The organism is Hydrogenophaga intermedia (genome assembly GCF_023715105.1).
Taxonomy (GTDB): Bacteria; Pseudomonadota; Gammaproteobacteria; order Burkholderiales; family Burkholderiaceae_C; genus Hydrogenophaga; species Hydrogenophaga intermedia_A.
The window spans coordinates 1-15704 of the sequence record NZ_JAMBNO010000041.1; the positions used below are offsets into that span (position 1 = coordinate 1).

12 protein-coding genes are annotated in these 15704 nt (G+C 66.1%); 8 read left to right on the forward strand and 4 right to left on the reverse strand.

Annotation, left to right across the window (positions count from 1 at the left end):
* Positions 1-94: 94 nt before the first annotated feature.
* Positions 95-937: an AAA family ATPase gene (locus tag M3149_RS21720; protein WP_251711460.1), complete on the reverse strand. Its 843-nt coding sequence runs from the start codon at positions 935-937 to the stop codon at positions 95-97.
* Here M3149_RS21720 and M3149_RS21725 point away from each other — a divergent pair.
* The 8 genes from M3149_RS21725 to M3149_RS21760 all read left to right on the forward strand — a co-directional run bounded on the left by M3149_RS21725 (position 821) and on the right by M3149_RS21760 (position 9996).
* Positions 821-1345: a PepSY domain-containing protein gene (locus M3149_RS21725; protein WP_251711461.1), complete on the forward strand. Its 525-nt coding sequence runs from the start codon at positions 821-823 to the stop codon at positions 1343-1345. The two genes, M3149_RS21720 and M3149_RS21725, sit on opposite strands and share 117 nt — an antisense overlap.
* Before the next feature lie 96 nt (positions 1346-1441).
* Positions 1442-1852 carry a Fur family transcriptional regulator gene (locus tag M3149_RS21730; protein WP_251711462.1) on the forward strand — a complete coding sequence of 137 codons (411 nt, stop codon included), beginning with the start codon at positions 1442-1444 and terminating at the stop codon, positions 1850-1852.
* Positions 1853-1958: 106 nt separating this feature from the next.
* Entirely contained in the window at positions 1959-3113 is a 1155-nt protein-coding gene (locus M3149_RS21735; protein WP_251711463.1) for an imelysin family protein, read from the forward strand.
* Positions 3110-4552, forward strand: coding sequence for a di-heme oxidoredictase family protein (locus tag M3149_RS21740; protein ID WP_435370774.1), 1443 nt, complete (start codon positions 3110-3112; stop codon positions 4550-4552). Before M3149_RS21735 ends, M3149_RS21740 begins: the two co-directional genes overlap by 4 nt.
* Positions 4552-5577 (forward strand): imelysin family protein, encoded by a 1026-nt coding sequence (locus M3149_RS21745; protein WP_251711464.1) that lies wholly within the window; start codon positions 4552-4554, stop codon positions 5575-5577. Before M3149_RS21740 ends, M3149_RS21745 begins: the two co-directional genes overlap by 1 nt.
* Positions 5570-6655, forward strand: a complete 1086-nt coding sequence (locus M3149_RS21750; protein WP_251711465.1) for a DUF1513 domain-containing protein — start codon at positions 5570-5572, stop codon at positions 6653-6655. Before M3149_RS21745 ends, M3149_RS21750 begins: the two co-directional genes overlap by 8 nt.
* Before the next feature lie 158 nt (positions 6656-6813).
* On the forward strand, positions 6814-8913 hold the full coding sequence (locus tag M3149_RS21755; protein WP_251711466.1) for a TonB-dependent siderophore receptor: 2100 nt from the start codon (positions 6814-6816) through the stop codon (positions 8911-8913).
* 3 nt (positions 8914-8916) lie between these two features.
* Positions 8917-9996, forward strand: coding sequence for a PepSY-associated TM helix domain-containing protein (locus M3149_RS21760; RefSeq protein ID WP_251711467.1), 1080 nt, complete (start codon positions 8917-8919; stop codon positions 9994-9996).
* Positions 9997-10168: 172 nt separating this feature from the next.
* Here the strand turns inward: M3149_RS21760 and M3149_RS21765 are convergent, their stop codons facing one another.
* From M3149_RS21765 to M3149_RS21775, 3 genes are all read right to left on the reverse strand, one after another.
* Positions 10169-11800: an AAA family ATPase gene (locus M3149_RS21765; protein WP_251711468.1), complete on the reverse strand. Its 1632-nt coding sequence runs from the start codon at positions 11798-11800 to the stop codon at positions 10169-10171.
* Positions 11801-11817: 17 nt separating this feature from the next.
* Entirely contained in the window at positions 11818-13863 is a 2046-nt protein-coding gene (locus tag M3149_RS21770; RefSeq protein WP_251711469.1) for a hypothetical protein, read from the reverse strand.
* A 150-nt stretch (positions 13864-14013) separates the two neighbouring features.
* Positions 14014-15648 (reverse strand): tyrosine-type recombinase/integrase, encoded by a 1635-nt coding sequence (locus tag M3149_RS21775; RefSeq protein ID WP_251711470.1) that lies wholly within the window; start codon positions 15646-15648, stop codon positions 14014-14016.
* Positions 15649-15704 lie beyond the last annotated feature (56 nt).

Here is a 15704-nt window from a genome sequence, read left to right on the forward strand (position 1 = left end):
TCCTTGGGGATCTGCGGCAGCGCCGCTGTCCTGGCGGCAATAGCCGCGTTCTTCGTCTTTGTCTTGCTTGGCATAGATGCTCCTGATCGTCATGCTATGCCTCGCACACAAAATTACTGACAGGCTCCCAAGTAATCCCGCCTTGCGTGTTCGCATTCACAGCAAGGGCTTCGCACGGCAAGTCATGCATCTGAATCTCCGGCGCATTTCGCCGTGCAGCGGTCGCTGCCGTCGCCAGAATCACCTGATAGATCTCCCGCGCACTTAGGTGCGCCAGCGCCACCACGATGCGCCGATCCGGCTCTCCTGCACCGAATCCCGCCGCCTTCAGCGCATTCCTCACCACGCTGCGTGAAAGCTGAATCGCCTGCTCCGCATCCGGCGGCATGATCAGGAACTCCCTGAAGCGTGAACGCAACGTGGCCGGCACCCACCAGGGGTAGTTGGCTGTGGCGATCCAGGCGATCTGGCTCGCATCGAGCTCCAGATCCAGACTGATGTCACGCACCTGTGCCGCTGAGACTGGCTCGAGCAGCGAGTGCAGCACCCCGGTCGGCGACGAGAACCCGCCCGAGGTCTTGCCCATGGTCTGCGCCTTGTCCAACTCGTCCAGGATCACGAGTGGGTTGGCGTACTCACCCAGGCCCAGCAGATCGAAGACCAGCCCATAGCGCGAGTTGCCCCAGACAGCGTCCGAGCCAAGCAGCGCCCCGGAGGTTTCGGCCTGATCCATCGGGTGGCGTCGCACTGGTACCCCGAGCACCTTGGCCAGGGATTCGCAGAAGTGGGTCTTACCCACGCCAGCGTTTATCGGCCGGTGATGGATGCACTCTTCGAGCTGCAACCGGATCTTTACCAGACACCGGCACGGGTGGCGCGCGACGAACCGCAGCCCGCCATGGGTTGGCACGAGGCCCTGGCCACGGGGCGGGCCCATGCACAGGCACTGGCGCGAGAGAAGGGGTTCGCGGTGCTGGGCGAGGACATCCTCAACTACGACCCGCACAAGGGCATCTTCCGTCTGAGGTTGCGCACCGATCGAGACCGCAATACCGAGTGGGGACTGTCGCCGCTGTTCTTCGACGCACGCACCGGGGAACTCATCGGTATCACGCTGCCGACCGGGGAAGCCGCCGGCGACACCATCACACATTGGCTGCAGAATCTCCACACCGGTCATGTCTGGGGCCTGCCCTATCGCGTTTTGCTCACCGTGTCGGGCCTCGTCGTGGTGGTCTTGTCCGTCACCGGCGTCTTCATCTGGTGGCGAAAGCGCGCATCCCGCAAGATGCTGCGCCCCTGCCGCCCCCGGGTACCCAGCTTCGCGACCGAGCCGAAAAGCTGAGCAGCGATCACCATGAATCAGCAGGATTCAACTTCACCGACCCGCGGTTTGATACCGGTGCCGCCGTAGCAACCCGGCCCGGCAGTGCGACGCCGCATGGGCCTTGCCGGTATGCGGCTGACGCAGTCGCGCCTGGCCGTACTCAAGGCATTGCACGAGAACGCGACGCGGTTTCTCGAAGTCGAGTCCCTTCAATGCGCCATACAGGAAGGTGGGCTGCCGATACCGTTGCCGACGGCGTACCGCATCCTGGTCGAAATGGAGAAGGCCAGACTGGTTCAATCAACCCGGCGGGGCGCGCGCGTGCTGTATCGACAGGTGTTCGAAGAGGAAACGGGACAGCCTCAGTTCGTTTGCACGCAGTGCGGCCTGGCCCAAGCGATGGGAGACGCAGCGCTGATAGCGAAGCTGACCCGATGCGCGGCGCAACAAGGCTTTCGCATGGACCCAAGCGTCACGCTGGTGGGCCTGTGCGCTGCCTGTACCGAAAGATCCTCGTCCAGCTAGCCAGACGCCTTTGGGATTTCTGATCCGGTTTTTCATCATCGACGCATCTGGAGCTATAAAATAATCATTCGCATTTGCGTTAACTAGATTCAGACCGGAGCTCACCATGACCTTCAAACCCATCGTCGCTGCCGCCGTGCTGTCGCTCGCCCTGGCGGGTGCCGCCCATGCCCAGACCGCTGCCACCCCCGCCAGCGTGGCCGCGCACTACGCCACGCTGGTGCACGCCAACTACAGCGACACGCTCACCGCCGCGAGGGCCATGCAGAACGCGATCAAGGCCTTCACCGCTGCGCCGTCCCAGGCCAACCTCGACGCCGCGCGCAAGGCCTGGCTGGATGCCCGCGAGTTCTACGGCCAGACCGAGGCCTTCCGTTTCTACGGCGGCCCGATCGACGACGACAACGGCCCCGAAGGCCAGCTCAACGCCTGGCCGATGGACGAGTCCTACGTGGACTACATCGACGGCAAGAAAACCGCAGGCTTGGTGAACAACCGCAAGCAACCCATCACCAAGAAGGCACTGGCCGCCCAGAACGAGAAGGGCGGTGAGGAGAACGTGGCCACCGGCTGGCACGCCATCGAGTTCCTGCTCTGGGGCCAGGACCTGTCCGAGACCGGCCCGGGCAACCGCAGCTTCGAGGATTTCGTGGACGGCAAGGCGCCCAACGCCGACCGCCGCCGCCAGTACCTCAACGTGGTCACCGAATTGCTGATCGATGACCTGAACGGCTTGGTGAAAGCGTGGGCACCGGGCGCAAAGAACAACTACCGCGCGACGTTCGAGAAGGGTGGCAACGAGTCGCTGCGCAAGATGTTCGTCGCCATGGGCTCGCTCTCGCGCGGTGAACTCGCGGGTGAACGCCTGGAGGTGGCCCTGGCCAGCCAGGACCAGGAAGACGAGCACAGCTGCTTCTCCGACAACACGCACCGTGATGCGGTGACCAACGCCAAAGGCATCGAAAACGTGTGGCTGGGCCGCTTCGTGCGCGCCGATGGCAGCACGCTGCAAGGCCCGAGCCTGCGCGACCTGGTGGCTGCGAAGGACGCCGCGCTGGCCGACAAGACCACGAAGCAGATCCGAAGCTCGGTGGAGGCGGCCGAGGCCATCCCTGCGCCGTTCGATCGCGCCATCGTGGCGGGCTCGGCAGGCCGTCCCAAGATCGAAGCCACCATCCAGAGCCTGACCGCCCAGTCCAACGACATCGTGGCTGCGGCGGCGGCGGTGGGCATCGCCAAGCTCACGCTGGTGCAGCCGTGAGGCGCGCGGCCCGGGCATGCAAGCCCCTGGCCGCTGCGCTGGGTGTCGTGGCGGCCGGGGCGCTGGCCGTGTTGCACGCGGGCGAGCCGGCGGCCGATCCGCTGGGAGAGAAGACCGGTGGCGAGACAACCGTCTGGGCCACCGGCAAGAACGCGTTCTCCTTCCCCGCGGCCAACCTGAGCGATCCGGAGCGCACGCGCTTCGTGATCGGCAACTCGTTCTTCAAGCGCAACTGGGTCGAGTCGCCCGCCAGCACCACGGCGCGCGACGGCCTGGGACCGAATTTTCTGGCGCGCTCCTGCGGCGCTTGCCACCTGTTCGATGGCCGCGGCGAGCCGCCGTCGTTCACGCGCGGCCTCTCCGACGAGGAGCCACTGGCGCTCCTGATCCGGCTCTCGGTGCCCGGGCGAGACGCGCAGGGCGGCCCGAAGCACGACCCGGTCTACGGCGACCAGCTCAACACCGCCGCCATCCAGGGCGTGAAGCCTGAGGGCCGCGTGCGCCTGCGCTGGAGCCCTGTGGAGGGCCGCTTTGCCGACGGCACGCGCTACACGCTGCAAAGGCCCGAATACGTGATCGACAAGCTGGCCTACGGCCCCTTCGCGCCTGGCATCATGACCAGCCCGCGCATCGCACCGCAGGTGATCGGCGTGGGCTTGCTCGAAGCGATTCCGGAGCGTGAGATCCTGGCCAACGCGGCGGCGCAGGCCGCGATGCCAGGGCCCATCAAGGGTCAGCCCAACCGGGTGTGGGACGTGTTCGCGCAGCGCGAGATGGTGGGCCGCTTCGGCTGGAAGGCCAATGTGGCCACGCTCGCACACCAGACCGCAGGCGCCTTTCACGGCGACATTGGCATCACCTCGGTGCAGTTTCCGAACGAGGCTTGCACGCCAGCCCAGAAGGACTGCCTGGCGGCACCCAATGGTTCGCAAGATGGAGAACCCGAGATCGCCCCGAAGATGCTCGATGAGGTGATCTTCTATCAGGCTGTGCTCGCGCCACCGGCGCGCCGCAACGTCCGTGATCCGCAGGTGCTGCGGGGTCAGCAACTGTTCACTCAGGCCCAGTGTGCGGTTTGCCACCGACCGTCCTATGTCACGGCAGAGGGGCCATTCCCGCGCCTGACCAGCAAAGCCCTGGAGGGTCAAACGATCTGGCCTTACACCGACCTCCTGCTGCACGACATGGGCGAGGCGCTGGCCGATGGTCGGCCCGACTTCCTCGCCAACGGCCGCCAGTGGAAAACGCCACCGTTGTGGGGTATCGGGTTGCTCAAGGACGTCAACGGCCACACCCGGCTGTTGCACGACGGCCGCGCCGACGGCGTGCTCGAAGCCATCCTCTGGCATGGCGGCGAGGCCGAGGACAGCAAGCAACGGGTGCTCAAGTTCAGCGAGGCCGACCGCCAGGCGCTCGTGAAGTTTGTGGAGAGTCTGTGATGTCATGTCGATCGTTGTGTGCTGCGCTGGTGCTGTGCGCCCCCATCTTGTCGGGGGCGCAATCGGCGGCGCCTTACTACGACCCGCCCGACCTCGTGGCCGGCCTGCATCGCCACCACACCGCACTGCGCGCCAGCGAATTTGCGGCGAACGCGCCACGGCTCGTTCAGTCGCTGCAGGCGCACTGCCGTGGCCCGGCGGCGCTGGAGCCCGCGCGTGCCGCCTGGACACAGACCATGCTGACGTGGGAGGCGCTCACCGCGGTCCCGGTCGGCCCGCTGGTCGAACGCCGCTCGCTGCGCGCCATCGACTTCCAGCCACTGCGCCCCGACCTGCTGCGACGCATGCTGGCGCGCGAACCCAGGACGCTGCAGGATATGGTGCGTGTGGGCACACCCGCCAAGGGATTGCCCGCCATCGAGCACCTGCTGTGGGTCGCACCCGTCGAGCCCGGCACGCCCGCCTGTGGCTACGCCGTGCTGGCTGCGCAAGAAGTTCAGCGCGAGGCCGAGGCCCTGCGCAGCGCTTTCACCGCGCTGGCAGACGCACCCCCCGAACAAGAGGCTGCCGTGGCCGCCTTCGTCGAGTTCGTGAACCAGTGGCTCGGTGGCCTGGAGCGCTTGCGCTGGGCCGGCCTCGAAAAGCCCATGCGTGAGGCGCAGACGCGCGGCGCGACGCCCGAATTCGCGCGTGGTCCCAGCGCGCGGACGGGAGCCGCCTGGGCGGCCCAGTGGGCCACGCTGCACCGGCTCGCGCGCCAGCCCGACACCGGTGCGCCCGCTATCGGCGCCGGGCCGGTGAGTATTGAGTCCTACCTGCGCGGTCGCGGCCACATCGCAATCGCCGACCGCTGGCGCGCCGCCTTGGATGCGGCCGATCGCGCCTTGCAGGCGGTGGACCCCGTACGCCCCGCCAGCGTGGAGGCTGCCGCCAGCGCACTCAAGGGCGTGACCACGCTGATGCAGGCCGAGGTGGCGGGTCGCCTCGAGGTGAACCTGGGCTTTTCGAGTGCCGACGGTGATTGAGCAGCCCACGCGCCGACAGGCCCTGCTCCTGCTCGGGGCCCTGGCCGGCTGGCCGGCCTGGGCGGATGTGTCCGCGCAGTTGGTGGCAACCTGGGTCAGTGAGGGGCGGCATCGGGCCGGACTTCTGCGCATGCAAGGTGATGCGGTGTCGATTCGCGAAACGATCGACTTGCCCACGCGCGCGCACGGTCTCGACGTCGAATCTGATGGCAGTGTGCTCGTGGCTGCGCGCCGCCCGGGCGACTGGCTGCTGCGCTGGCACCCCGCGCGTGCACGGGCGCAGTGGTGCTGGGTGGACGACGATCGCCGGCTCAACGGCCATGTGCTGCGCGCACCGCCCAGCGCGGCCGATGGCGCGGGGACGGTCTGGACCACCGAAACCGATCAAGCCGACGCGAGCGGCTGGATCGGCGTGCGCGATGCGGACACGCTGGCCAAGCGCGCCGAGTGGCGTACCCATGGCATGGATCCGCATGCCATGCTGGTCCTGCCCGAACGCGTGGGCGAGGTGCCCGCGGGCGCCTTGCTGGTGGCCAACGGCGGTATCCCCACGCAGAGCGAGACGGGGCGCAGCCATCGCAACCTCGCGCGCATGGACCCATCCCTGGTGGCGCTGGACGCGCGCGACGGGCGTCTGATCGGCCAATGGCGGCTGCCCGACCCGCGCTTGAGCATCCGCCATTTGGCGTTCGATCCGGTGAGTCGGCAAGTGGGCATTGCCCTGCAAGCCGAGCACGATGACGAGGCCCTGCGCCGTGATGCGCCCCTGCTGGCGATCTGGGGCGCCGGTGGCTTGCAGGCTGCGCCCGACATGCCACGCGGCATGGGCTATGGGGGCGACATCTGCGCGCGTCCCGGCGGCGGCTTTTTGGTGAGCGCCTCGCGTGCCCACGCGGTGCTGGCCACCGACGCTGCGGGCCGAATCATGCGCCGCTTGGCGCTGCAGGATGCCGTCGCGCTGGCATGCGCTGGTGCCCGCTGGTGGGCGGCGGGCTCACAAACGTTGGCAATCGACGCAGCGCCTGTTTCGCTCACCGCGTCCCTGCGCCTGGACAACCACTGGGTGGCGCTGGGCTGAGCGCCCCGCAACAGGGAGCGGCGATTGACGTCAAAATCAAATATGAATAGGAATCAGTGTCATTTGCTGTAAAGTTGGCGTGCTTACACAGCCGCCCCGCCGAAGCCGGCGAAGCCCTTCATCGAACCCGTTCCCTTACGAAACACAACCCGAAAACCATGTTGTCATCCGCTCTGCGTGAACCGCTCAATCCCATCGCATGGGCTGGCCTGCTGGCCTGCTTGATCCCCCTGACCGTCGCTGCACAAACCAGCAACGCCACGTTGCAGCAGGTGGAGGTGCGGGCAGGCCAGAGCGGCTCTTTCACCAGCAACAACATCCAGGTCGGTACGTTTCGCGACCAGGACCCACTCGATGTGCCCCTGACCAACCAGGCGATCACCCGTGCCGTCATCGAGGCACAGGGCTCGACGACGCTCTATGGCGCGTTGCGAAACACGGCGGGTGTCTCGCACGCCCAGATCGGCAATGCCACCTACGACAACATCGCCATACGGGGCTTGCTGGTCGACAACCAGCGCAACTACCGTCTCAACGGCTCACTGCCGATCGTGAACCTGATCGATGTGCCACTGGAGAACAAGGAGCGTGTCGAGGTCCTCAAGGGCGCAGCATCGCTTTACTATGGGTTGGTGCCGCCCTCCGGCATCGTCAACCTCGTCACCAAGCGCCCGACCGCGGAGCCGATCACCCGCCTGACCACCTCGCTCAATGAGCACGGTGCGGTGGGTGCTCACGTCGACATCAGCCGGCGCTATGGCGTGGGCGATGACAAGGGCATTCGATTGAATGTGGCCACGGGCACACAAGAGGTCGGCGTCCAGGCGTTCGAGGGCGACCGCAGCCTGGTTGCGCTGGCGCACGACTGGCGCATCAACCCGGACGTCTCGCTCAAGCTCGACGTGGAGCACTACCGCAAGAATGTCAGCGAGCCCGCCACGATCGTGTTCAACAACGCGCAGGGGGTGCCCGATCCCGTGGACAACCGCTTGAACCATGCGGGCGAGTGGCAGCGCTACAACGCCGAAGCCACAAACGTGCTGCTGCGCTCCGACATCAATCTCGCTGCCAACTGGGCGCTGACGCTGGAGGCGGGCCATGCGGAGACCGTCCGCGATCGCAACTTCTCCACTCTGACCATCAACGATCTCGCGACGGGCGCGTCATCACTGAGCGTCTTCTATCAACGCAATCAGCGCTTTGCCAACAGCAACGCACGCGCGGAGGTGGTCGGCGCGCTACAGACCGGCGCGGTTTCGCACGAGCTCACGTTCGGCGCCACGTCCAACCTGCGTCGCTTCAGCGGCGAAGGCGCACCCACCGTGAGTGGCATCGCGCAGAACTACTACCAGCCCCGTGTCATCGACCCCATTGCCGCGGGCAACTGGACGGCCGCGGCCCAAAGCCGTGTCACCGACCGCGGCCTCTATGTGTTCGATCGCATGCGGCTCGGCGAGCAATGGCAACTGCTGGCGGGTGTTCGCCGCGGCAGCTACAGCAGCCAGAGCGGCACCGGACCCCAGTTCAAATACGAGGAAACCTCGCCGAACGTTTCGGTCATCTACAAGGCAACGCCCGACCTGTCGTTCTACGGCAGTTACCTCGAAGCCCTGGATGAAGGGGGCACCGCCCGGTTTGGCCGCGCCAATGTCGGCGAGGTATTGCCACCGGCGGTCAACCGCCAGCGCGAGATCGGCGTCAAGGCGCGGCTGGGCAACGGACTCCAGGCGCAGGCGGCGCTGTTCGAGATCCGCCGTCCATTGGTGACCGTCGATGCCGGCAACCGGGACGTGCTGGGTGGTCTCAGTCGGTATCGCGGACTCGAAATGTCGCTGGGCGGTGAACTCAGCCGCGAATGGTCTGTGCTCGCGTCGGCCGTGCTGCTCGATGCCGAGATCACCAATGTCAGCAACTTCAACGCCGCCGAACTGGGCAAGACGCCCGAGAACACCGCGCGGTCCACGCTCAGCCTGTTTGCCGAATACCGGGTGCCCTCGGTGCCGGGCTGGTCTCTCAATGGCGGGCTCTACTTCGTCGGCAAACGCGCGGTGAACAACCTCAACCAGGCCTACGTGCCGTCGTTCACCACCTTGTCGCTCGGCACGCGCTATGCCACACGTTGGGCCAATACACCGGTCACGTTGCAGGCGAACATCGACAACGCAACCGATCGCGATTACTGGGTGGGTACCGGCGGCAACTACCTGTCGGCCGGCCTGCCGCGAACCCTGCGCGTTGCCGCCACCTTCGAGTTCTGACGCATGACCGCGGCGCATCTGAAGCGCCTGTGGATCAAGCTGCACCGTTGGGTGGGTTTGAGCCTGGGCGCATTGCTGCTGTTCTCGGGACTCACGGGCACGCTGTTGATCCTCGGTGAGCCGATCGATGAGGCCTTGCGTCCCCATCTCTTTCAGGCGGACCGGCCGGGCGACGGGAAACTGGACCCGGTGCTCGTCCGCCTGCGGCAAGAGCACGGGCCCGATGCGGCCTTCACATTCAGGCCGCCGCGCGAGCCCGGCGAAACGCTGCAGGTGTTCGTCACGGGGCCCTGGAACGGGACCGTGTACATCGATCCCCACAGCGGCGAGGAGCGGGGGCGACTGGGTGACACCGAGGGCGCCTTCAATCTGTTGTTTGCCCTGCACAGCACCTTGCTCGCTGAGCAGACCGGACGCGCGATCCTCGCGCTTGCGGCCCTGGCCTATGTGTTGCTGCTGGCCACCGGGGTGGTGCTGTGGTGGCCACGCCGCTGGCGTCAGGCGCTGACCGTCCAGGTGCGCTTCGGATGGGCACGCACCTTGTACGACATGCATCGGGTCGCCGGTGTCACGCTGGGCCTGGTCGTGCTGGTGACCGTGCTCAGCGGTGCGTACATGGCATGGCGACCGCTGTCGATGGCCGTATCGGCGCTGGCAAGCGAGCGCCCCACGCCCATGCCGACGCTGTCCGCTCCACTGAGCGAGGCCCCGGCCAGTGTCGACAATGCGGTCGCCCTGGCACGTGCATGGCAGCCCGACGCGATGGTGGGCTATGTGCAAGTGCCTGGCCGAGGGCAGCTGCAGCCGGTGCGCATCCGCCTGCGCACGCCCGACGATCCCCATCCCAACGGCCTGAGCTCGATGTGGGTGCACCCGGTGACCGGGGCGGTGATGGCCCGGGCTCACTGGGCCTCACTGGATGCCGGGACCCGCGCCTATTCCTGGATCTATCCGCTGCATGTCGGCGAATTGGGTGGGACCGTGACCTGGTGGATCACCCTGGGCAGCGGCGTCGCACTCGTCATGTTCGGATTCAGCGGGATGTGGTTGTGGTGGCAGCGCAGGCCGCGCCGGCGACGCTGACGAAACCCGATGGAGTGCAAGTCGCGAAGACAACACCTGACTAGTGGCATTCGGTGTCACCTCACTCATCGACCACCGTCTGGCTGCGAGTGCTGCCGGATCTCTACATTGTTAGTTGCTCGCTAGGCTTTTGCCGATTTCGTTGACGCAAGAACATGGCGCATACGCTGAGCTATTGCAACCAAGTGCGTGCCAGTTGCCCACCAGCAGCGTCCGCGCCGATCTCAGGCGGCAGGTCTTGGATTTCGATCGTATGCGATACGCGTCGAGCAGCCTTGGCCGCCGCTGCCAATGTCGCCTGATAGATCTCCCGCGCGCTCAGGTGGGCCAATGCCACCACGATGCGCCGGTCGGGCTCCCCTAAGCCGAATCCCGCTGCACTGAGCGCTTTCTTCACTACGCTTCGTGAGAGCTGAATCGCCTGTTCTGCATCCGGCGGCATGATGAAGAACTCCTTGAACCGCGACCTCAACGTATGAGGTACCCACCAAGGATAGTTGGCCGTGGCGATCCAGGCGATCTGGCTCGCATCAAGCTCCAGGTCCAGACTGATGTCACGTACCTGGGCCGCCGAGACTGGCTCGAGCAACGAGTGCAGCACCCCGGTCGGCGACGAGAACCCGCCCGAGGTCTTGCCCATCGTCTGGGCCTTGTCCAACTCGTCCAGGATCACCAGCGGGTTGGCGTATTCCCCCAGCCCCAGCAGATCGAAGACCAGCCCGTAGCGCGAGTTGCCCCAGACAGCGTCCGAGCCAAGCAGCGCCCCGGAGGTTTCAGCCTGATCCATCGGATGGCGGCGCACCGGCACCCCGAGCACCTTGGCCAGGGATTCGCAGAAGTGGGTCTTGCCGACACCAGGTGGGCCGTAGAGCAGCAAGGGCGGCAGGCGAACCGGTGGCACCGACGGTTTCAACTGGTCTGCCGCCTCAGGACTCGCGCCGGCCCTCTTGCTCGCACCTTTCCCTGCCCTGGCCTTCTTCCCCTTCGCCGGCGCTTGCCCGGTCTCGGCGTTTCCGGCCCCGAAACCCATCTTCTGCAGCGCCACGTGATTCGCCACGAACTGGATGACTTCACCGAAGTGCGGGTGATCCTCCTGCAGCGCCAGGATCGCCTCCACCGATGCCGGACTTCCGATCCGCCGCCATGGCCCCCGCAACTTGAGCAGGTAACCCAGCGGCTCGTTCCTCTTCTTCGCGTCCGAGTCCACGCTTTGCGGGGAGGCCGCCATGCGCTGCACGTCCGCCTCCCGGTACACCCGAAGCCGCTGGGTCAGAGGCATTTTCTCGATCTCTGCCCGAAGCTTGACTTGATCCGGGTTGAAGCCCATGCGCCGCAGTTCCGCGTCCAGCTTCTCCCGGGTCTGCTGCTCCTGTCGCTCGGCTGCCTTGGCAGCAAGCTCCTGTCGCTCTCGCTCTCGCTCTTGTTCTCGCGCTCGCTCACGCTGCACGGGATCATCCTCCCGACGCACGTGCTTGCCGTGTTCGTCGGTCTCGGGCAAGTCAGCGGCCTCCTTCTCCAGGCGCTGCTTGAGCTTCTTGAACTGCTCGGCCACGCCAGGGGGCAGCAGGAGCTCGTGCTCGTAGTTGCCGGCGAAGTGGGGTAGGCCCACGAAGTTACCGTCCTGCAGCAGCCGCGAGCGGCCTTCAGCAGGTTTTGAGGTGAAGCTCGGAGGGCGGCGCCTGGCCTGCGGTGCCAGCACCCAACCCGCCTTGGGGCTCAGGTACGGGCTCACCGCGTCGACCATGGACGCGCCTGGGCCGATCGGGGCGGTGGACTCGGAATCGGTCTTCTTGGGGTCGGTCATGTCTGCTCTCCCCGGCCTTACTTCAACGCACGCAGCTTGTTGTAGTGGCTGATGCGGATCTGCTCGATCGAGGGTGGCACACCCCTCCCCCCGAAGCGCCGGCCCACCTGCCCTTTCTCGATGAAGGACAGGGCCACCTCGGCTTCGGGACGCTTGCGCACCAGGTGTGCCGCCAGGCGTTGCAGCACCAGCACGGCTTTGGGGCCGGAGTACATCAGGGCATAGACCTGCCGGTTGTGGCCAATGCGGCGCTTCACCTCATGGATCGGAGCGGGCACACCCACGCACACCCGGAAGTGCTTCAGGGTCTGCAGGCAGTTCTGCGTCACTTGCACCACCAGGCGGTACGTGCTGGCGCGGTTCGGGTACGTCTGCTTCACGATGGCCACACACCCGTCGCCATCGAGCATGCCCGCCGCCCAGGCCAGACTCGGGCGGGGCCAGGGAATGGAGCGGTTTTCGTAGGCTCGACGCTCGTGGTCGGAGATGCGCACCGGCGTCGGTTTCGAGGCCGAGAACATGGCCAGGGACCACAGCCCAGCGGAGTCATCGATGTTGGAATCGTCGATCTCGGGCATCTCGGTGAGCGGGCCCTCGTCCAGGTCGAGCGCGAACTGGTCTTCGTCGGCGTCTGCATCGGTCTGCACACCAGTTTCAACCTGCTCAACGGGAACCCGCGCCAGCGCCGCCGTCACCAGCGTCGGCACGGGCTCGAGCGGCAGCGGCTGCTGGGCTTCGCCATCCGCATCGCGCAGCCGGGCATAGGCTTCGCGGCGCGCGAGCCGCATGGCATCGCCAAAGGTCTGCGCCATGAGCGCGAATCTCGGGTTCACCGGGTTCTTGCCCAGCGGGCCGTATTTGCTGCCAATGCGGTACTGCTGGTGCACGGCATCACTGAGCAGCAACTGCAACCAAACACCGTCGTCGACCGCTGCCTTCATTCCATCCAGGCCATCCACCTCCTCGCTCTTCGGCTCCAAGTTGATGAAGCGCGTGAGCAGCCCGCGCAGCGTGAGCTGGGTCAGCGGGTGCGCGGCGCGCTCGGCTTCTCGTTCACGGGCCAGGGCTTCGCCGGAGGAATAACCACCACCGGACACCCGATCCGGCTCTGCGTGCAGAGCCCCCAGTTCAGCGATCAGGCAGGCCAGGCGAACCAGCGAGGTTTCGTCGCGGGTCAGCTCGGGGCTGTTGACCTGCTCGGCTGCGACCACACCGAGGGCCAGCGGGTGAACCACGCTGCGCGCACGTACCTCCGGCAGCAGCGCCACCAGCGCCTGCTCGATGTCGGCCCGAGCGATCGCGGACATGAAGAACGCCTGGTGAGCAGGTTTCAAGCTCAGGATGGCGTGGCTCAGATCGGCGGTGATGCCTTCTGACAAGCCCAGGTGGTCGAGCAGCCAGGGGCCGGAGCCGCGGCCTGAGCGCGGCTGATCGATGCCCGTGACCAGCAAGGCGTCTCCCGGCACGCCCGGCACCCGAGTCTTGGTGGCACGGATCCAGCGCACGCAGGGCGAAGAAACTTGGGGGAGGTCGGTCTGCTCCGAGGGCGCGGGTAGGACCAGGGTCTGATCGCCGCTGCCCAGCAAGGCGATCGACACACTGCCCTCGCGGCGCGGGCAGATCTGGCCGTGCTGGTTCATGTACGGGCCCACGGGGCCGAACGGGAAAGCCGCACTCAGCAGCGTGTTCATGCGAAACACCGAGCCGGGCTCGGCGAGTTCACCCAGCACGTTGGGCATTTCCTCGCCGGGGGAGACGGCGTAGGGCGCGAAGCCACCGGCGTCCGTGCCAGCACTGGCGCCGGAGCGAAGTGAGTTCTCCGGATGGGCCTTGTCGTTGGCCGCCTGCTTGTTCAGGCGCGCCGATAGCTGGCTGCGCACTTCCCTCTCGAACTCGCCCATGTTCTTGGAGAGTTCCTCCAGGATGGTCGGCATCGCCAGGGCGTGGGCCACCGGGTCGGCGTGCGGCTGGATGTGGCTGCTGCCGTCGTTGCCTGCCTGGTCGAGCATCTGCTTCGAGACGTGAGCGGCGATCTGTTCGTTGGTCTTGCGGTTCGTGTTCATGCTGGATTCCTTGAAAGTGGGTGAATTCGGGTGTGGTGTCGGGAATGCGCGGGCAAAGCTCCGCCCGCCCTGCCCGTCTGCGCTTTCGCGGCTCGCGAAAACCCAACGGACTGAGAAAACTCGTTCTTCGGTGAAGGGGCGCTGGCTGGCTCAGTGAGCCAGTGCGGCCTGCGGGCTGGGCCTGCTCATGGCGCCCGCGCCGGCGAAATCCATCGCCCTGCGCAAGGACCATTGCGGCCTTGGCCCGCCAGGGATCGGTGGCGGCTGGGCGTTCGCGTCGCGCGGACCACTCGCGCGGCCAGAGACATCGCCTCGGTCGGCGAGCGCAGCCTTGCGCGCATGCGTGGCCCGGTTCAGCTTCGATCCCACCGCGCCACGGGGCTTAGGAACGGGCATTGCGGCGGCCTGGTTGGCCGGCACGTACAGGTCGGGTGCCGTGCGGCGGGGAATGACGGTCTCGGCCTGGATGGGGGTTTTCGGGGGCGCGAGGCGCTTGAGTGCCGGGGAGATTTCCTCGGGCTCGTATTTCACGAGTGGTCCGTTCGCAAACTGGTTCGCGAGCAGTCGCTCCATCGCACTGCCGTCCTGGCGCGTCATGTTGGGCACATAGCGGCTGTACGTCCGAAACAGCATCTCGGTACTCGTGTGGCCGAGCTGGCGCGCCACGAACTCCGGCGCCTCACCGGAGGCCAACCAAAGCGTCGCTGCGGTGTGCCGCATCTGGTACGGACGGCGTAGCTCATAACCCAGGTGGCGCAGCAGCGGGTACCAGATGCGCTTCGTGAAGTTCGTGTTGTCCAGTGGTTCACCGAGAAGGTTGCAGAACACGTACTCGGAGCGTTCGAAGGTGATCTCGCGCTGGCGCAGCAGCGCCTCGAACACCGGTTGGCTCATCTTGATGTCGCGCTGGCTGCCATCGGTCTTGGTGTAGTCGTCCTCGCCCAGCACGTGGGTCTCGCGCACCAGGATCAGGCGGCTGTCGAAGTCGATATATTTCCACTTCAGGCCGTTGACCTCGCCGGTGCGCATGCCGGTGAGGAATCTCACCTGCAGGTAGTCGCGGTAGTCGGCGCGCACGGTGGCCAGGATGATCTGGACCTCGGCGAGCGAGAACGGCTGCACGTCGGTCTTGCGCACGCGCAGGCGCTTCACGTTCAGGGCGGGCGACGTAAACTCGAATCGGTCGGCGGCTTCCTCCAGGATCTGCTTGAGCGTGCCCATGATTTCATTGATGCGCTTGGCTGAGAGGCCAGCCCTGCCTGCGCGACCTGGTTCTTTGGCGAGGGCGGCGCGAAAGGCAAGGACATCGGACTTGGTGATGCTGCTGACCACCTTTTCTGCGAAGGTGGGGTACAGGCGGCCTTCGATCGTGGACAGCAGCGAGCGGATGTGGCTGCGGCGCCATTCGATGCTGTGCTCTTGCAGCCACTGATCGGTGAAGGCCTTGAAGGTGGGGCCGATCGGCTCTGCGGGTTTCGGAACTGCAACCTCATCTACCCGCTCTGCACTCGTCGTTTTACGCTCATTCAGGCGAGCGGCAACCGCACTGCCAGGGAAGAACTCTCCGTAGACAAAGGTGCCCCCCTTGATCGCGGCCACCAGGCGATCGACGACCGCTTGCACCATCTTGCGATTTCGTGGGGTGTCATCCAGCGCGGTTTGCTCGCGGCAGCGCACGCTCCTGTAGGTGAAGTCAATGACGAGCTTGCCCGTCTGCGCATTCCACTGATGGCGGACAGTGATTCCATTTCCATCGCGGACAGCGTTCCAGGCGATGGCGGACACGTTGCACAGGTGTCCTGAGTGACGCTCAAATCGTAGCCGAAGTGTCCGCCATCAGC